The organism is Nocardia sp. NBC_00565, from assembly GCF_036345915.1.
Classification (GTDB): domain Bacteria; phylum Actinomycetota; class Actinomycetes; order Mycobacteriales; family Mycobacteriaceae; genus Nocardia.
This window is the reverse complement of sequence record NZ_CP107785.1, coordinates 435862-452737: the sequence shown is the minus strand read 5'-3', so window position 1 is coordinate 452737 and position 16876 is coordinate 435862. Positions and strand designations below refer to the sequence as shown.

17 protein-coding genes are annotated in these 16876 nt (G+C 66.9%); 6 read left to right on the top strand and 11 right to left on the bottom strand.

Annotated features, from left to right (window positions below; translation table 11 throughout):
- The first annotated feature begins 30 nt into the window (after positions 1-30).
- A complete protein-coding gene (locus OG874_RS02470) occupies positions 31-879 on the top strand; it encodes a helix-turn-helix transcriptional regulator (RefSeq protein WP_330253498.1) in 849 nt (282 codons plus the stop codon).
- Here the strand turns inward: OG874_RS02470 and OG874_RS02465 are convergent.
- Complete coding sequence (locus OG874_RS02465; protein WP_330253497.1) at positions 871-1788, bottom strand: MerR family transcriptional regulator; 918 nt, start codon at positions 1786-1788, stop codon at positions 871-873. The genes OG874_RS02470 and OG874_RS02465 overlap by 9 nt on opposite strands.
- 67 nt (positions 1789-1855) lie before the next feature.
- Here OG874_RS02465 and OG874_RS02460 point away from each other — a divergent pair, with 67 nt between their 5' ends.
- Positions 1856-2491 carry a maleylpyruvate isomerase family mycothiol-dependent enzyme gene (locus OG874_RS02460; protein ID WP_330253496.1) on the top strand — a complete coding sequence of 212 codons (636 nt, stop codon included), beginning with the start codon at positions 1856-1858 and terminating at the stop codon, positions 2489-2491.
- 179 nt (positions 2492-2670) lie between these two features.
- Here the strand turns inward: OG874_RS02460 and dgoD are convergent, their stop codons facing one another.
- Genes dgoD through OG874_RS02420 form a run of 8 tightly spaced genes read right to left on the bottom strand, consistent with a single transcriptional unit; the run spans position 2671 to position 10746 of the window.
- Positions 2671-3816, bottom strand: coding sequence for a galactonate dehydratase (gene dgoD, locus OG874_RS02455; protein ID WP_330253495.1), 1146 nt, complete (start codon positions 3814-3816; stop codon positions 2671-2673).
- A complete protein-coding gene (locus OG874_RS02450) occupies positions 3813-4568 on the bottom strand; it encodes an SDR family NAD(P)-dependent oxidoreductase (RefSeq protein WP_330253494.1) in 756 nt (251 codons plus the stop codon). The genes dgoD and OG874_RS02450 overlap by 4 nt, the downstream gene beginning before the upstream one ends.
- A gap of 10 nt (positions 4569-4578) precedes the next feature.
- Positions 4579-5523 carry a sugar kinase gene (locus OG874_RS02445; protein WP_330253493.1) on the bottom strand — a complete coding sequence of 315 codons (945 nt, stop codon included), beginning with the start codon at positions 5521-5523 and terminating at the stop codon, positions 4579-4581.
- A 46-nt stretch (positions 5524-5569) separates the two neighbouring features.
- Complete coding sequence (locus tag OG874_RS02440; RefSeq protein ID WP_330253492.1) at positions 5570-6178, bottom strand: bifunctional 4-hydroxy-2-oxoglutarate aldolase/2-dehydro-3-deoxy-phosphogluconate aldolase; 609 nt, start codon at positions 6176-6178, stop codon at positions 5570-5572.
- The gene (locus OG874_RS02435; protein WP_330253491.1) at positions 6168-7070 is read right to left on the bottom strand and encodes an SMP-30/gluconolactonase/LRE family protein; all 903 of its coding nucleotides are present in this window, start codon (positions 7068-7070) and stop codon (positions 6168-6170) included. Before OG874_RS02435 ends, OG874_RS02440 begins: the two co-directional genes overlap by 11 nt.
- Positions 7071-7130: 60 nt before the next feature.
- A complete protein-coding gene (locus OG874_RS02430) occupies positions 7131-8189 on the bottom strand; it encodes an ABC transporter permease (RefSeq protein ID WP_330253490.1) in 1059 nt (352 codons plus the stop codon).
- The gene (locus tag OG874_RS02425; RefSeq protein ID WP_330253489.1) at positions 8186-9706 is read right to left on the bottom strand and encodes a sugar ABC transporter ATP-binding protein; all 1521 of its coding nucleotides are present in this window, start codon (positions 9704-9706) and stop codon (positions 8186-8188) included. Before OG874_RS02425 ends, OG874_RS02430 begins: the two co-directional genes overlap by 4 nt.
- Positions 9697-10746: a substrate-binding domain-containing protein gene (locus OG874_RS02420; RefSeq protein WP_330253488.1), complete on the bottom strand. Its 1050-nt coding sequence runs from the start codon at positions 10744-10746 to the stop codon at positions 9697-9699. The genes OG874_RS02425 and OG874_RS02420 overlap by 10 nt, the downstream gene beginning before the upstream one ends.
- Positions 10747-10894: 148 nt before the next feature.
- Between OG874_RS02420 and OG874_RS02415 the strand changes: the two genes are divergently transcribed.
- Positions 10895-12127 (top strand): ROK family protein, encoded by a 1233-nt coding sequence (locus OG874_RS02415; RefSeq protein ID WP_330253487.1) that lies wholly within the window; start codon positions 10895-10897, stop codon positions 12125-12127.
- A gap of 165 nt (positions 12128-12292) precedes the next feature.
- On the opposite strand, the gene OG874_RS02410 is transcribed toward OG874_RS02415, so the two are convergent.
- The gene (locus OG874_RS02410) at positions 12293-12991 is read right to left on the bottom strand and encodes a hypothetical protein (RefSeq protein WP_330253486.1); all 699 of its coding nucleotides are present in this window, start codon (positions 12989-12991) and stop codon (positions 12293-12295) included.
- Positions 12992-13156: 165 nt separating this feature from the next.
- Positions 13157-14089, bottom strand: coding sequence for a PDR/VanB family oxidoreductase (locus OG874_RS02405; protein ID WP_330253485.1), 933 nt, complete (start codon positions 14087-14089; stop codon positions 13157-13159).
- A 144-nt stretch (positions 14090-14233) separates the two neighbouring features.
- Here OG874_RS02405 and OG874_RS02400 point away from each other — a divergent pair, with 144 nt between their 5' ends.
- From OG874_RS02400 to OG874_RS02390, 3 genes are read left to right on the top strand one after another with little or no spacing between them, the layout of a single operon-like run.
- The gene (locus tag OG874_RS02400) at positions 14234-15391 is read left to right on the top strand and encodes an acyl-CoA dehydrogenase family protein (RefSeq protein WP_330253484.1); all 1158 of its coding nucleotides are present in this window, start codon (positions 14234-14236) and stop codon (positions 15389-15391) included.
- A gap of 11 nt (positions 15392-15402) precedes the next feature.
- Complete coding sequence (locus OG874_RS02395; RefSeq protein ID WP_330253483.1) at positions 15403-15981, top strand: YiiD C-terminal domain-containing protein; 579 nt, start codon at positions 15403-15405, stop codon at positions 15979-15981.
- Entirely contained in the window at positions 15978-16871 is an 894-nt protein-coding gene (locus OG874_RS02390) for an alpha/beta hydrolase family protein (RefSeq protein WP_330253482.1), read from the top strand. The genes OG874_RS02395 and OG874_RS02390 overlap by 4 nt, the downstream gene beginning before the upstream one ends.
- Positions 16872-16876 lie beyond the last annotated feature (5 nt).

Sequence of the window (16876 nt, the reverse complement as noted above, 5' to 3'; positions counted from 1 at the left end):
GGCGGCGAGCGGCCGGGCACACTGAGGGCCATGGCGACATCGGAATTCGGCAAGGCGGTGCGCCGCTGGCGGGACCGGGTCGCGCCCGATACGGCCGGGCTGCCCGCCGGTGGGCGGCGGCGCGCCCCGGGACTGCGCCGCGAGGAACTGGCGCAGTTGGCCGGTATATCCGTCGACTACATCACCCGCTTGGAGCAGGGGCGCGCGGCCAACCCCTCGAACCAGGTCGTCGAGGCACTGGCTCGGGCGCTGCGGCTGTCCACGGTTGAACGCTCACACCTGTTCCGGCTTGCGGGACTGGCGCTGCCGGACCCGGAAACGGTGCCCACCCACATCACCCCGAGCGTGCAGCGCGTGCTGGACCGGCTGACCGGGATCCCCGTCGCGGTCTACGACGCGTCCTGGACATTGCTGCAGACCAACCCACCGTATGCGGCGTTGATGGGCGATCCGCCGGAACGGCACAGCAAAGAGCGCAACGGGCTGTGGCGATATTTCGTCGGCCCGGGCATCCCGGCCCGCCGCACGCCGGAAGCCCAGCAGTCGTACGAAACCGCACTGGTCTCCGAGCTGCGCACTACCGCCGCACGCTATCCCGCCGACAACCGCCTGCAGCAGCTGATCGCGGACCTGCGCACCCACAGCGCCCGATTCGCCGAGCTGTGGGAAGCCGGCGCCGTCGGCTACCGCGAAGCCACCTCGAAGACGATGGATCATCCGAAGGTCGGTTCGCTGACGCTGGACTGCGATGTGCTCACCGTGGCGGGCAGCGACCTGCGCATCATGATCTACACCGCCGAACCCGGCACCGAGGACGCCGAACGCCTCGCCCTGCTCACCGTGCTCGGCACGCAGAACTTCGTGACGGAATCACATTGAGATGTCCACGCGGAGAGCGTCGAGAAGCCAATAGTGGACTGCGCCGACAGTGGCATGGGTGCCGGTAATTTCGGCGGTGAGAGCCCAGTAGCGATGCAAGCGTGGGTCGGTGTCGGCGGCTGCTCGTAGGAGTCGGCGACGAAATCGCAGGGTGTCCGGCTCACCGCGAGTGGTGGCGTGAGCTACCACGTAGGCATCGAGTTCGACTCCGGGACAGGGTTTTTCGTTTGCCGCCACTAAAAGGGCGGCCGCACTGTAGGAGTCGGCGACTGCGGTCAGAAGTCCGCGCCGGTCCCGGATCCGGCTGTGGCCTGCCCGCCAGATCTGCTGTGTCATAGCGGTTTTCACGTTGGGGTCGGCGGCCAGACCGGTGAGTTCGGCGTAGGCGACAACCTGGTGCGGGGTCGGTTCGGTGGGGACGTGCGGGATATGCATATCGATGAAGGCGTCGAACAACTCAGGTGGCATCGGCGTCAGCACTCGACGCCAGAAGGTGACCAGAGTGTCCAGGATGGCGTTGCGGTTCTGCACTGCCGCAAGCAGTTCCAAGCGGGCCGCGCGCTCCGTCGGAGACGCGTGCTCGAGCGCGAGCAGCGAAGCTCGGCGCCACCGCAGTTCGTCGAGTTCGGCGTCCAGGGCGGCGCGCTCGACGGCGACAGCAGTGCCGATCGATTCGGTGCCGTCGAGGACACTCACGATCGCGGGAAGCGACAGCCCGAGCGCACGCATTCGGCGCACCAGGAGCAGACGATCGCCCGCTGCCGGATCGAACATGCGATGACCGCCGCTGCTGCGTCGGGATTCCAGAATTCCGTTATCGCAGTAGAACCGGATCGTCCGGACGGGCACACCGGTCGACCGGGACAGCTCCCCGATACCGACCAGACTCCGAATTGTGCGCTCGGTCACAACAGCTTGAACCTCCACCCGGGTGGAGTTCCTACGGTAGTGGAAATTCCAACGAGAGGAACCACCCATGAGTATGTCCACCGATGAGATATGGCGGGCCCTCGCCACCGAGCGCACGAGTCTGGCCGACTTGCTGGCCGAGCTCCCCGAGTCCGCCTGGAACGTCGAATCGCTCTGCGCGGGGTGGCGAGTCCGGGATGTCGTCGCCCACCTGATCCTGGCCACCCGAGCCACCCTCGGCTGGATCCTGGTCAACCTCCCGCGCGCCGGCTTCAATATCGCCCGCGGCAATCACGACACCGCCGTCCGCCTGGCCGATCGGGTCGATACCGCCCAGCTGCTCGCGGAGTTCCGCGCGACCGTGCCGTCACGGTTCACCCCGATCGGCACCACGCCCGCCGATCGCTTGATGGATACCCTCGTGCACGGCCAGGACATCGCGATACCACTCGGCATCACCCGCGAAATGCCCGTCGCGGCAGTGCGAACGGCGCTGATCCGCGTGTGGGAGGCAGGCGCGCAATTCCGCATCCACGAGCGGCTGTCCGGCTTCCGACTCGAGGCGACCGATACGGACTGGTCCACCGGCGACGGCCCGATCATTCGCGGCACCAGCGGCGCACTGCTCTTGCTCGCGACAGGCCGAGCCGCCGCCTATCCGCTACTGACCGGCCCGGGCGCCGCAGCTCTCACCGCCGGCTAACTGTCCACGTGGACGTGCGGGCGTTCAGCCGGATTCGGCACTGTTCGGCCGATGATCTCGCGGGTGACCGGGGCGACCTCACCCGCTCCGACGATCAGGAAAGCCCACGGGGTCACGGCGCGGTCCAGCTAATCGCCAGCGTGACGCTCTCGATCAGGTCCGACGACGTCATTGGTGGCTCACCATTCGGCGAAGGAACCATCCTTGCGGTGCCAGATCGGGTTGCGCCAGCGGTGACCATGTTCGGCGGCGCGCGCCACCTCGTGCTCGTCGATCTCGATACCGAGGCCCGGTGCTCGGAGCAGGTCGACATAGCCGTCGCGGTAGGCGAAGACCGCTGGGTCGACGAGGTAGTCGAGGAGATCGGAGCCGGTGTTGTAGTGGATGCCGAGGCTTTGTTCCTGGATGAGTAGGTTCGGGGTGGCGAAGCCGACCTGGAGGCTGGCGGCGAGGGCGATGGGGCCCAGCGGGCAGTGTGGGGCGAGGGCGACGTCGCGGGCTTCGGCGAGTGCGGCGATGCGACGGACCTCGGAGATGCCGCCCGCGTGTGACAGGTCGGGTTGGATGACGGCGATGCCCTGATCGAGGACAGTATTGAAATCCCAACGCGAGTAGAGCCTTTCGCCGGTGGCGATCGGAATGCTCGTCGCGCGGGTGATCTCGCCGATCTGGTTGCTCACCTCCGGGACGAGTGGTTCCTCGACGAAGAACGGCAGGTAGGGCTCGAGCAGGGGTAGCACCCGCCGTGCCATCGGAATGGACAGGCGGCCATGGAAATCGACGGCGATATCGAAATCGTCGCCGGTCGCCTCGCGCACGGCGGCGACCCGCTCGACGATGGCCTTGGTCGCGCGTGGCGTATCGATCAACTCCAGCTCGGCCGAGCCGTTCATCTTGATCGCGGTGAAGCCCTGTTCTTTTCGCTCCAGCGCGGCCTGTGCGACATCGTCGGGCCGGTCGCCACCGATCCAGCTGTAGACCCGGATCCGGTCGCGGACCGCGCCGCCGAGCAACTGCCAAATCGGTACGCCCAGTGCCTTTCCGGTGATATCCCACAGCGCCTGGTCGATCCCGGCGACCGCGCTGGACAGGATCGGTCCGCCGCGATAGAAGCCGCCCTTGGTGAGCACCTGCCAGTGCGCTTCGATGCTCATCGGGTCCTTGCCGATGAGGTAGTCGGCGAATTCGTCGACCGCGGCGGCGACGGTGTGCGCGCGGCCCTCGATGACCGGCTCGCCCCATCCGGTGATGCCCTCGTCGGTCTCGATCTTCAGGAAGCACCAGCGCGGTGCCACCAGGTAGGTGGTCAGTGCGGTGATCTTCACCGGGACTCCTTTCGCACGCTCCAGCCGCCGTCGACGACCAGGTTCGTGCCGGTGATGAAGGAGGCGTCATCGGAGGCGAGGAAGGCGACCGCGGCGGCGACCTCCTCGGGTGCGCCCATCCGGTCCAGCGCGGTGGCCTGGGCGGACAGTCGTCGACCCGCTTCGTCGACGTCGTCCCAGACCGGGGTGAGAATCGGTCCGGGCAGTACGGCATTCACCCGTACCCTGGAGCGCCCGTACTCCACGGCCAACTGCCGGACCAGCGCGGTGAGTCCGCCCTTGGCCGCGGCGTAGACCGGATATCCGGGCAGTCCGAACTGCGCGTGCACGCTGGAGATCGCGACCACATTGCCGTGGCGGTCACGCAGATCGTCGATGAAGGTGTGCAGGCCGAGGAACAGCGGGGTGAGGTTGACCGCGAGGCCATCGTCCCAGGCCTGCCGGGTCAGCTCGTGGGCCGGGATGGTGGCCTGCTGGGATGCGTTGCTGCACAGGAAGTCCAGCGGTCCGAACAGCTCGTTGACCTGCTGCCGGAGTTCGAGCCAGGACTCTTCCAGCGATACGTCGCACCGCACGAATTCGGCTCGGTGGCCCGCCGCGCGGATCTTCGAGGCGACCTCGCGTCCCGCCGGTTCGGCGATATCGGCGATCACGACGGCGGCCCCATCGGCGGCGAGCCGGTGGGCCGTGGCGGCACCGATGCCGGAGGCGGCCCCGGTGACGACCGCGACCCGGTCTACCAGACGACTCATGCTCTTCCCTTCATCGGTTGATGTCCGCGCCGGTGAGCAGGCCGAGTTCGTGCCGCGACGGCAGACCCTGCCAGTCGCCGGGTACGGATACGGCGAATGCGCCGCAGGTGGCGGCCAAATGCAGGCTGTGGCTTATGGATCCGTCGTCGAGCACACCCGCGAGGTAGCCCGCGACGAACGCATCGCCTGCGCCGACCGGGTCGACGCTGGTGACCGGGACCGCGGGCTGCCGGATCAGCTCGCCGTTGTACAGGGCGAGCGAACCTTCGGATCCGAGTTTGACAACGATTTGCGAAGGCCCCAGTGCGGCAAGGGATTCGGCCATCCCGGCTGGACTTGCGGCCGGTACGAGCAGAGCCGCTTCGTCGATTCCGGCGAATACGATATCGGCTCTGGATACCAGCTTCGAAAGCTCCACTGCCGCATCCGATTCCGACCACAGTGCGCGGCGGTAGTTGATATCGAGCGAAATCGTCACGCCGGCGTCGACGGCAATATCCACTGCGGAGTGGACGGCCTCGCATGCGGACGTGCTCAGTGCGGGAGTTATGCCGGTCAGGTGCAGCACGCGTGCGGTGCTGATCTGCGTGGTGTCGATATCGGCTGCTGACAGTCGCGCACCGGCGAAACCCTTGCGGTAGTAAGTGACCCGGATGTGGTCGGCGGTGCGCCGCTCCCGCAGCATCAGCCCACTCGGCAGGTCGGGATCGATCCGGCAGTGTGCGACATCGACACGTTCGGCTCGCAGTCGATCCAGCACCATGGTGCCGATGGCGTCGCTGCCGACGCTGCCCACCCACGCGCTGGGGTGGCCGAGCCTGCTGACGCCGATCGCGACCGTCGCTTCCGCGCCCGCGAAATCCATGCGTAGTGCGGCCCCGGGAGCCAATGGACCGGGTTCCGTGGCGGCGACGACCCCGAGAGCTTCGCCCAGGGTTACCAAACCGCCGTTCATAGCAACCGCTCTCGTGCGACTGGCGTGCGCTCGACAGCCGTCCCCTTCACAGCAGTGCCTTTCGCACCGCGGCCGCACGCTCGCGCAGGGCGTCGAGATCACCGCCGGTGCAGGCATCGCCGACGAGCGGTGCGCCCATGCCGAGCGCGGTGGCGCCCGCGTCCAGATACGCTCGGACATCGGAGAGGCCGATACCGCCGGTCGGGATCAGCGGGATCTCGGGCAGCGGGCCGCGAATCGCCCGCACGTAACCGGGACCGCCGACCGAGGCAGGGAAGACTTTCACCATGGTCGCACCGGCCAGCCACGCGCTGTGGATCTCGGTTGGTGTGAACGCGCCGCAGTACACCGGGACACCCAGGCGGCGGCCCTCCGCGATCACCTCGGGGCATACGGTCGGGGTGATCAGGTACGCGGCACCCGCATCGACCGCTCGTGCCGCGTCCAGGGCCGTCGAAACCGTGCCGGCGCCGACCGGGTGGGCGAATCCGGAGCACTCACGTATCGCGTCCAATGCACCCGGCGTGTTCAGCGTGAACTCCACTGCCGTGATACCCGCCTCGTGCAGAGTGGCGGTCACCTCGGCGAATCGGGTCGCGGTATCGGCGCGCAGGATCGCGATCACCGGCGGATCAAGGACATGATCAGTTGTCATGGTTGCTCACCAACTTCGCATCGGAGTAGGTATTGGTCGGGAGACCGGTCACACCCGGCCGGCAAGTGAACAGGCGGCCCGCGTCCTGTTCCTCATTCGCTGAACCTGTTGCGGCGGTGGTAATTACGAGGACATCCAGATCTCGCCCGACGAAGGCGCAGCTGGAGACCTGCGACGGTCCGATATCGATGACCGCGTGCGGCCGACCCGCCGGGTCGAAGGCGCGGACCTGCCCTGCGCCCCAGACCGCGACCCAGACAAAACCCTGTGTGTCCACGGTCAATCCGTCGGGCAGGCCGTCGGGGAATTCCGCGAAGGTCCGTCCACCGCTGAAGGTGCCGGTGGCCGAGTCGTAGTCAAAGGCATCGACCCGATGGGTGGGGCTGTCGGCGTAGTAGAGGGTGGATCCGTCCGGGCTCCAGCCGAGGCCGTTGGAGATCGTCACGTCCTGCCGCAGCGTGCTCAGTGCGCCGTCGGGATCGAGGCGATAAAGCGCTGCGGTGCCTGCGATTTCGTCTTCGGACATGGTGCCGGCGAGCAGCCGACCGGATGGGTCGGCCTTGGCATCGTTCAGGCGTCGCCGGATGCCGTCGTCGGGCAGCGACAGTGCCGCGACCTCGGTGATCGCGCCGTCATCGATCCGCAAGAAGGTATCGACGGCGGTCGCGATCACCCCGCCGGACGCACACGGCACTACCGCGCTGACCCGCTTGCCCACCTCGACCGTCGACCGGTATTCGAGTTCGACACCGTCGTGGCTCAGCGCCGCACGATGGATGTGCCCCGCCGGAATGTCCACCCACAGCACCTCATCGGTGCGGTCATCCCAGACCGGTCCCTCGCACAGCCTGCCCGGCGTGGGCGAGCACCGGTCAGCTCTCAGTTCGATCATCGTCAGCTCCTGGTCTGAGTTGGCCACGGCGACAACACCGCTGGCCCATCCGGAACGGGTCTAGGTCGGCAGCCCGACCGCACGCTCACCACTGCGCCGCTGCTGAATAACGACCGCGGCGACCAGCAGTGATCCCTGAGCGACGTTCTGCCAGAACGTATTCACGCCGACCACGTTCAACCCGTTGTCCAACGCACCGAGCAGCACAACCGCCAGCAAGGTGCCGCCGATGGTGCCCTTACCGCCCTTCAACGCACACCCGCCCAACGCCGCCGCGGTAATCGCCTTCAGCTCCAGCCCTTCACTACCCGAAACCGGCTGTCCGGACCCGGTTCGCGCGGTCAGGATGATCCCCGCGATCGCCGCCACCGCACCCGCGAGCACGAATACCGCGATCAGATACTTGTTGATGTTGATACCGGAAAGCCTTGCGGCCGTGTCATTTCCGCCGATGGCGTAGATATTGCGCCCGATATCGGTGTACTCGAGCAGTACGTGCATGCCCGTCGCGACCACCGCGAGGATGACCACCGGCACCGGCAGGCCGATGATCTTGCCGCGGGCGATGAAGATGAACACGTCATTGCCCAGCACGAAACCCTGTGCCTTGCCGCCGGATATCAATTGCGCGACACCCTTGAACGCCGCCAACGTGGCCAGCGTCGCGATCACCGGATTGACCCGACCGTAGACGATGATCAGCCCATTGATGGCCCCGAGCACCAGCCCGACCCCGATCGCGGCCAGAATGCCCAGCAGGGCATTGTCGGCGGTCGCGGTGAACGCCATCGCACTGATCACCGACGCGACACCGGCCTGCGAGCCGACCGAGATATCCAGCGCACCGCAGATGATCACCACGGTCTGCACCACGGCCAGCAGGCCGAAAACCGTGACCGCCTCACCGATTCCGGCCAGATTGGCCGGATCGAGATAGCCGTCGTTGAGCCATGCGAAGATCGCGACGATCACCGCGAGCGCGCCGATCAGACTGAGATTGCCGGTGCCGATCGCCTGCACCAGACGACGCGGCGTGAGCGAGGCAGCGCGGCGCGCCAACGCCGAGGGCGGCGCGGTAGCGGCAGCCTGCACGGGCAGTTCGAGTTGTTGCTCTGTCATGGGGTTCCTCGAGATGTAAGCGACAGGTCTGCGGCCATGGCCAGCGCGAGGATCGCCTCCTCGCTGGCCTCGCCGCGGTCGAGTTCGCCGGTGACCCGGCCGTGCTGCATGACGACGATCCGGTCGGCCAGGCCGAGCACTTCGGGCAGCTCCGAGGAGATCACCAGCACCGCGACGCCGGATTCGGCCAGCTCCTCGATGACGTGGTAGATCTCGACTTTGGCGCCGACATCGACGCCGCGCGTCGGTTCGTCCAGGATCAGCACCTTGGGTTTGCGGGCCAGCCAGCGCGCCAGCACCACCTTCTGCTGATTGCCGCCGGAGAGCTTGCGCACTTCCTGCTCGATGGAAGGTGTTCGGACCCTGAGGGATTCGACGTATTGTCGGGCCAGCCGCCGCTCCTCGCCGCGTCGGACGAACCGCAATCGCCGCAATCGGTCGAGCATCGCGAGCGTAATGTTGTCGCGCACACCACGATGCAGCAGCAGGGCTTGCGCTTTGCGCTCCTCCGGTGCGTATCCCAGCCCGGCCCGCACGGCATCGCGCGGCTGACGCAGCCGTAGCCGCTTTCCATCGATGCGCACCTCGCCGGAGCGGATCGGCAGATCACCGGCCAGCGCACCGGCGAGTTCGGAGCGGCCCGCGCCGACCAGCCCGGCCAGCGCGACCACCTCCCCCGCCCGCACCTGCAAGCTCACCTCCCGCACGTCGCCGGTGGTCACCGCGTCCGCGTCGAGCACAACGCGGCCCGGCACGTTCTGTTTGCGCGCGAACAACGTCGACAGATCCCGGCCGACCATCATCCGCACGATCTCGCGATCGGTGGTCTCGCCGGTCGCCCGCTCCCCGACCAACGCGCCGTCTCGCAGCACCGCGACTCGATCGGCCAGTCGGAAGATCTCCCGCATCCGGTGCGACACATAGATGACCGCGAGACCCTGCTCCCGCAACCGACCGATCAGCGCGAACAGCGATTCGGTCTCATGATCCGACAGCGATGAGGTCGGCTCGTCGAAGGCGATCACCTTCGCGTCGGTGGTCAGCGCCCGCATGATCTCCACCAATTGCCGTTGTGCGGCAGTCAGTTTCGAACCGGGCGTAGCCGGATCAAGGTCGCGGTTGAAGCCGAGTCGGGCGAGGTCGACGCGCATCCGCTCGCGCAGTGCCGCCCGGTCGAGCAGCCGACCCGCGCGCCGCGGCAGCGAACCGAGATAGACATTCTCGGCAACGGAAACATGGGGCACGATCTCCGGCTCCTGGCCGATCACCCGGATCCCGGCCGACCGCGCGTCGGCCGGGGTGGCCAACTCGAGCTGCACACCATCCAACTCGAGTCGGCCACTGTCCGGGCGGTGATCGCCGCCGAGGATGCGGATCAGGGTGGATTTACCCGCCCCGTTCTCACCCATCAGCGCGGTCACCGCACCAGCCGGGAAATCCAGGCTCACTTCGCGCAGGGCCGGCACCCCGGCGAAGCTTTTGCTGAGCCCGGAAGCCCGCAGCCCGGTCAGCTGCATGTGACGCCCGCCTGCTGCCAGTTGGTGGCATCCACCATCTTGGTCGGCGCGTACGCCTCGGGCGGCATCTGCTTGCCGTTCTTCAAGTAGTCGTACATCGTCTGAACCGACAGCGCCCCAACGTCTTTGCCGTTGATGAACAGCGCCGCCTTGAATCCGGTCGGCTTGCCGCCGCGCCATTCCTTGCAGGCCAGGTAGGCGCCGAGGCCGACGCCGAGCACATTGTCAGCGGCGTATCCGGCGTTCTGGGTCGCCGCGACGCCGCCGCTGACGTTCTCGTCGTTGCAGCCCATGACAATCCAGTTCTTCACCGACCGGTTGCCCGACACCGTTGCCGAGATCTTGTTCTGCGCGTCCGACGGCGTGTTGTCGGTGCCGACCTCGATCACCTTGACGTCCACGCCCGCGGCGTCCTTGAAGGCCTTCTGGTTGGCCTTGACCCGGTCGGTGCAGACCGTCACGTCCTGCTTCCAGGCGTCGATGATCGCGGTCTCCTCCGGTTTCCATCCGGCCTTCTTGAAGTCCTCGCCGGCGCGGGTGCCGACCTCGGTGCCCATCTGAGTACCGCTGAAGCCGACTCGGGGCACGAGGTTGTCCTTGGCACACGATGTCGGATCCGGTCCGTTCGTACAGACCTGATCATCGGAGGTCAGCAGCGCGACGCCGCCTGCCTTCGCGAGCTGGGCGACCTGCGGGCCGACCGAGGGATCCGGGACCACGACGATCACGCCGCTGGCCTTCTGATTGACCGCGTTCTGGACCTCGGTGACCGCCTTGTTCGCGTCGTTGCCGAGATTGACCACCTTCAGGTCGATGCCCAACTCCTTGGCCTTCGCCTTGGCGCCCTCGGCCTCACCGATGAAGTACTCCTGATCGCCCTGTTTCTGGGCGTACACCAGGCTGATCGAGCCGCTGGTGTGTTGCGGCCCGGTCGCCTTCGAGTTGTCGTCCTTGCCGGATGAGCAGGCCGACGCGGCTAATGCGAGCGATACCCCGCAGAAAACAGCTCTGGTCCAACGGCTTTGGTGGGTCCAGGACATGGGATTGCTCCTTGTGTGATCTGCCGCGCACTCGGCGTCTGGTGGTGACCTGGGTTACAGTATGACTTCTGCTAATGGTTGTAAATACTGTTAGCCGAAGTGCTCGGGTAACGTCTGCGAATATCAATCGGAAGGAGATGGCCCGACCGTGTACCAGCTGACCGCGCGCGATATTCGACGCCGGAATCGGTTCTACGTACTGCAGGCGGTCTACGCCGCCGAGGGCCATACCAGCCGTCAGGAGATCGCCCGCGCCACCGGGCTGTCATTCGCCACGGTGGGCAATATGATCGCCGAGCTGCTGGACGTCGGTGTGCTCGCCGAACTCGGCTACGACGCACCCGGCGTCGGCCGGCCACGCGCCCAGCTCGCGATCAATCCGGAGCGCGGGATGCTCGTCGGCGTCGACATCGCCGAAACCAGCATCCATTTCGACCTTTTCGACCTGGCCATGACGGTGCTGCGCTCGGTCGAGATCCCCGTCGACCCCCAGGCCACCCAGCCCGACGATGTCACCGAACTCATCGTCCGCGGCGTCCGTGAGCTGACCGGCGAGGATGCCGAGCGCGTGCTCGGCGTCGGTTTGAGCGTGCCGGGTCTGGTCGAACCCGAGGGCGGGGTCTCGGTGTTCTCACCGTATTGGCATTGGCACGACGTTTCCTTGAAGTCACTGCTCGCGCCGCGCATACCGCATCCGCTGTACCTGGACAATCCACTGAAAGCCAGTACGGCAGCACATCTTTGGTTCGGGGCGGGACGCGATGTGGACGATCTGATCGTCGTGACACTGCGCGCCGGTGTCGGCATCGGCGTCGTCATCGACGGCACGCTCTACCGCGGTGTGACCAACAGCGCGGGCGAATGGGGCCACACCAACCTCGTCCTCGACGGCCGCTTGTGCCGCTGCGGACGCCACGGCTGTGTCGAGGCCTACGTCAGCGCCCCCGGCATCGTGCAGACCCTGCGCGAATCGGACCCGGCCAGTTCCCTTTTCGGCGTCGACGACGCCGCCACCATCACCGCCATCGCCGCCGCGGCCGCACGCGAGGACGCCACCGCCGTCGAAGTCATCGAAAAGACCGGGCACTACCTCGGGGTCGCCGTCGCCAACCTGGTCAACCTCTTCAACCCCCGAACCATGGTCTTCGGCGACCTGGTCGCCAACGTCCTCGGCGAGCGTCTCCTGGAAGTAACCCGCCGCGTAGCCGCCCACCACGCGATGTCCGACCCCTACGCCGCGGTCACCTTGCAACTGTGCACTCTCCCCCACAACCCCTCCAGCCTCGGCGCGGCCACCTTCGCCTTGGAAGGCTTCCTGGCCGACCGCGAAACCTTCGGCTCGATCGCCGCCCGCCGCGCCATCCGCACTACCACCACATAGGTGGATGCACAGCCGCATCAGCACCTGATGCCGTAGTACGGGCGGCGGCAATGACATTCGCATACGACGGTGACCGCTCGGCGCATAGCGAAGACCCCGCCCGGGGTGAGGAACCGGGCGGGGTCAGTGTCCCCCAACGAACGCCGTTGGGATCTTCTCCGCTATCTACTTAGCCGGGGGCATGGGTGGCTGGTTGATGGTGGAGAAGTATTGGATGGCCGCGCCGATGGCGACCGGGGCGGTGATGAAGATCTGACCGGCCAGGGTGCCGAGGGCGCCGATCGCGACGATGCCACCGAGGCAGCCGATGGCGGCGGCCGGGATGAACGCACCGAACAGGCCGATGATGGCGGCCGAGGCGACCGTCGCACCGGCGATGCCGCCGAGCACACAGCCGATGGCGCCGCCGCTGAGGCCGCCGACCAGGGTGCCGATGGTGGCGCCCATGGTGATGGTGCTGGTCATGCGGGACCAGGCGGCCTGCTCACGGTCGTACTCGTTCTTCCACGGCGCCTTGTCCTCGAAGGGCAGCGCGACCGGCTTGTAGGTCGCGTGCGCCATGTCGAACTGCGGCGTCAGGGTGGCCGAGCGGTCCGCGATATCGGCGGCGATCGGGAACTCGAAGTCGTCGACGCGGAACTTCAGCGGCATACCGGTGAGCACAGTGCCGTTGCTCGCCTTGACCTTGAAGACGCCGTCCTCGACGACCATGGCGCCCGCGTCGGTCTTGATGATGGTCTGGGTATCGGTGGCGGAGGCGGTGAATCCCACCGCTTCGTCACCGTCGGGCTGCGCACCGGCCGTACCGGCGGCGATCCCGACTGCGGCGACCAATCCGGCGGCCGCCGCAACGATTTTCCTCATCGTTATTACTTTCCTCTCGGGTTTTCGGGGAGGTCGGCGCGCGAGCGCGCCGCATGCCGGCCGCGGATCGCGCCGACAGGTTCAGAGGTCACAGCTCCGCCTCGCTGGCGCTCGGCTCCACTGCGACCGTTGGTGCTGTGTTGATGGTTCCCTCGCTGCGCTCGATCACAGGTCGAGGACGAGCACCTCCGACCTGGCCCGGGAGACGCACAGCATCATGGAGTTGCCGCGCGCCTGCTCTTCGGCAGTGAGCACTGAATCGCGGTGGTCGATATCGCCTGCGAGCACGGCGGTTTCGCAGCTGCCGCAGGTGCCCTCGCGACAGGAGGTGATGATCCCGATCCCGGCGGCATCGAGGACATCGACGATGGACTGGTTCGTGCCGATAGGGAAGGTTGCGCCACTGCTGGCCAATCGGACCTCGAAGGAGCCGCGCGGTCCGGATGTCACCGGCCGCGGCACGAACCGTTCGAGGTGCACATCCGAATTGCGGCGCGCGCCTTCGGTCTCCACGGCCGCCAGCAGCGGTTCGGGGCCGCAGCAGTAGATCGCGGAATCGGGGTGCTCGGCGAGGATGTCGGCGATCGGCAGCAGCCCGTAGTCGTCCTGCGGTAACAGTCGCGCCCGCGGATAACGGCGCGCGATCTCATCGGCGAAGGCCATATGCCCCCGAGTCCGGCCACCGTAGTACAAGTCCCACCGTGCGCCCGAAGCCTGCGCGGCTGCGACCATCGGCAGGATCGGGGTGATCCCGATACCCCCCGCGACGAAGACGTAGCTGTCGCACGGGACCAGCTCGAAATTGTTGCGGGGCAAAGAAATACGCAGCTCCGTATCCGAAAACGCCGTCGAGTGCAGATACTCCGACCCGCCACGTCCGGCAGGCTCGCGCAGCACCGCGATCCGCCAGCACCGCCGATCCGCCGGATCACCGCAGAGCGAGTACTGACGCACACCCGCCGCGCCGACCGCGACGTCGATATGCGCGCCCGGCGTCCACGACGGCAGTTCCCGACCCGCAAACGCGCACAGCTCGAGTGAGAACACACCCTCGGCCTCGTCACGGCGGGCCGATACCTGTACCGGAAACTCCGTCATCTGGTCCCCTCGGCTATCTCGTCTTCGCGACTACCGTCGCCGAGATACCGCCGATTCGCACCGGACGAATGGGCAGTCGATTCGCACAATCGACGTTGACTATCGAGCCGACTCAGACGCCCCCGTCGCCCTGAGACTGACGCCATGACCACTGTGGCGCAGTTGGTGGACAAGACCACCCAGTTCATTCGTGACCAGGTAATTCCGGTGGAACGCGAGATCGTCGTCGACGGACGCGTGATGGATGACGCTCTACGGCTCGAGCTGCAGAAGAAGGCCAAGGAAGCGGGTGTGTTCGGCCCGCTCTCGGACCCGCGATACGGCGGGCTCGGTCTCGATACCCGGGACCAGGCGCGGGTGCTCGAAGCCGCGGGCGCCAGCCTGCTCGGCCCGCTCGCCGTGAACGCGTGGGCCCCCGACGACGGGAACATCCACCTGCTCGCCCACGTGGCCAACCCGGAACAGCAGGAACGTTATCTCGCGCCGCTGGCCGCCGGTGAGGTCCGCTCGGCCATCGCGATGACCGAACCCGCACCGGGCGCGGGTTCGGATCCCGGCATGCTGCAGACGGTCGCCGAGGAGACCGATGACGGCTGGATCATCAACGGCGCCAAGCATTTCACCACCGGCGCGCAGGGCGCGGCGTTCACCATCTGCGTCGCACAGACCAGTGACGGGCCGACCATGTTCCTGGTCGATCAGGACAATCCGGGGCTGAAGGTGGGCCGCCGGATGCCGACCCTCGATCACACCAGCGCACCCGGCGGGCATTGCGAGGTCGCCTTCGTCGACTGTGCCGTACCGGATTCGGCCGTACTCGGCGCGGTCGGCCAGGGGCTGGTGCTCGCCCAGGTCCGGCTCGCGCCCTCGCGGCTGGTGTTCTGCATGAACTGGCTCGGCCTCGCGGTGCGCGCGCACCACCTCGCCATCGAACACATCAGCACCCGGCAGTCTTTCGGCGTCCCGATCGCCGATCACGGTCTGGCGCAGGGATTGGTCGCCGATAACGAGATCGATATCGCCGCCGCCCGTGGCGTGATCCGCACCGCGGCCGAAACCATCGACGAGCAGGGGCCGACCTCCTCGCAGGCCCGCCATGACGCGTCGATCGCGAAAACGTTCGTCTCCGAGGCGGTTTGGCGGGTGCTCGACCGCGCGGTCCAGCTGCACGGCGGACTCGGTGTCTGCGAGGACTACCTGGTCGCCCGATTCCTGGTGGAGGCCAGAGCCTTCCGCATCTACGAGGGTCCATCCGAGGTGCTGCGCTGGTCCATCGCCCGCCGTGCACTGCGCAATCGCTGAAGGGACAACAGATGAATACAGTATCGCGAAGCGATTCCATGAGGGGCGGCGGCCGGGCGACGGGTGGGCCCACGCGTGAAATAGCTGGATTCGCTGCCGCCTATCCCGAACTCGACTGCGATGCGGTCGATTACGAGTACCTGCGGGCCGTCTCACAGGAGATGGTGCCGTTCGGCCGCCACGTCGGAACCCGCATCACCGAGATCGGACCGGAGCGAGCGGTGGTCGAGATTCCGGCCGTCGACACTGTGCGCAACCATATGGGCACCGTCCATGCCGGTGCGCTGTTCACCGCCGCCGATATCGGTGGCGCGGCGGCGTTCGTCGGCGCGGCCGCCACTCGCCTGCGCACGGTCGAACGGCTGGTGCTGCGCGCGGGCACCGCCTCCTATCGCAAGCCCGCCATCGGCCGCATCCGCGCGATCGCCACCGTGGACCAGCGCGAACTGGCCGAGGTGCTGGCCGCCACCACGTCGAACCGGTTCGAATTGTCCGGTAAGGCAGCGCTACTGGATGACGGCGATGTGGTCGTCGCCAAGTTCACCTTCGACTATGTCTGCGACGTCGCGATCACGGAGGCGGATCAGTGACGAGTACCGCGCCCCAGAAGGGTTCCGCGTTCACCGGTTTGGAGTCGACCACGGTCTCGACCGCCGATGGCGTCGAATTCACCGTCCGCTTCCTGCCCGGCAAGAAGCCCGACACGCCGGTGGTGCTGATCCTGCCCGCCATGGCGATGAAGGCGAAGAACTATCTGTCGCTCGCCAAAGAGCTTAATGCCCAGGGTCTTTCGGTCGCGACCTGTGACCTGCGGGCCCATGGTGAGGCAAAGCCCGAGTTCGGATTGCACAGCGACTTCGGCTACCGCGAGATGCTGGAGATCGACCTGCCCGCCGTGGTTTCCGCAGTGCGCGAGCGTTTTCCAGAAGCGCCGATCCACCTGTTCGGACACAGCCTCGGTGGCCAGTTGGCGCTGCTGTTCGCCGCCGCCGAACCCGATCGGATCGCGGGAGTGACCGTCATCGGCACCGGCACTGTGTTCTGGTGGGCGTTCGGGCCGCGCCGCTGGTTCGAGGCGCTGAGCCAGATCCAATGGATCGGGTTGGTATCGCGCTGGAAGGGCCACTGGCCCGGCGGTGTACTAATCCCCGCACCCATGCCGGGCCGCGTTATGCGGGACTGGTCGATGCACTCACTGACCAGCTACTACCGCCCGAAAGGCACTGAGCGGCAGTACAACACGCTGCTGAAGCGGATGACCGTACCGGTGCTGGTCATCTCACTGTCCGACGATGTCCTGGGTCCCAAGTCCAATGTCGACTTCCTGGTCTCCCGGATGCCGAACGCACGGGTCACCCAGTGGCATATCGACGAATCCGCGCCCGTCGCGCACCGCGACCACTTTCAGTGGGTCAAGGACGCACCGGCGATCGCGGCCCGGGTGGCGACCTGGGTCGTCGCCGGCGAGCTGCCGGTCTGAGGAGA

Coding starts and splice junctions, on each gene's coding strand:
- OG874_RS02470 (WP_330253498.1), top strand. CDS start 31: ATGGCGACATCGGAATTCGGCAAGGCGGTGCGCCGCTGGCGGGACCGG.
- OG874_RS02460 (WP_330253496.1), top strand. CDS start 1,856: ATGAGTATGTCCACCGATGAGATATGGCGGGCCCTCGCCACCGAGCGC.
- OG874_RS02450 (WP_330253494.1), bottom strand. CDS start 4,568: ATGAGTCGTCTGGTAGACCGGGTCGCGGTCGTCACCGGGGCCGCCTCC.
- OG874_RS02445 (WP_330253493.1), bottom strand. CDS start 5,523: ATGAACGGCGGTTTGGTAACCCTGGGCGAAGCTCTCGGGGTCGTCGCC.
- OG874_RS02440 (WP_330253492.1), bottom strand. CDS start 6,178: ATGACAACTGATCATGTCCTTGATCCGCCGGTGATCGCGATCCTGCGC.
- OG874_RS02435 (WP_330253491.1), bottom strand. CDS start 7,070: ATGATCGAACTGAGAGCTGACCGGTGCTCGCCCACGCCGGGCAGGCTG.
- OG874_RS02430 (WP_330253490.1), bottom strand. CDS start 8,189: ATGACAGAGCAACAACTCGAACTGCCCGTGCAGGCTGCCGCTACCGCG.
- OG874_RS02425 (WP_330253489.1), bottom strand. CDS start 9,706: ATGCAGCTGACCGGGCTGCGGGCTTCCGGGCTCAGCAAAAGCTTCGCC.
- OG874_RS02420 (WP_330253488.1), bottom strand. CDS start 10,746: ATGTCCTGGACCCACCAAAGCCGTTGGACCAGAGCTGTTTTCTGCGGG.
- OG874_RS02410 (WP_330253486.1), bottom strand. CDS start 12,991: ATGAGGAAAATCGTTGCGGCGGCCGCCGGATTGGTCGCCGCAGTCGGG.
- OG874_RS02405 (WP_330253485.1), bottom strand. CDS start 14,089: ATGACGGAGTTTCCGGTACAGGTATCGGCCCGCCGTGACGAGGCCGAG.
- OG874_RS02400 (WP_330253484.1), top strand. CDS start 14,234: ATGACCACTGTGGCGCAGTTGGTGGACAAGACCACCCAGTTCATTCGT.
- OG874_RS02395 (WP_330253483.1), top strand. CDS start 15,403: ATGAATACAGTATCGCGAAGCGATTCCATGAGGGGCGGCGGCCGGGCG.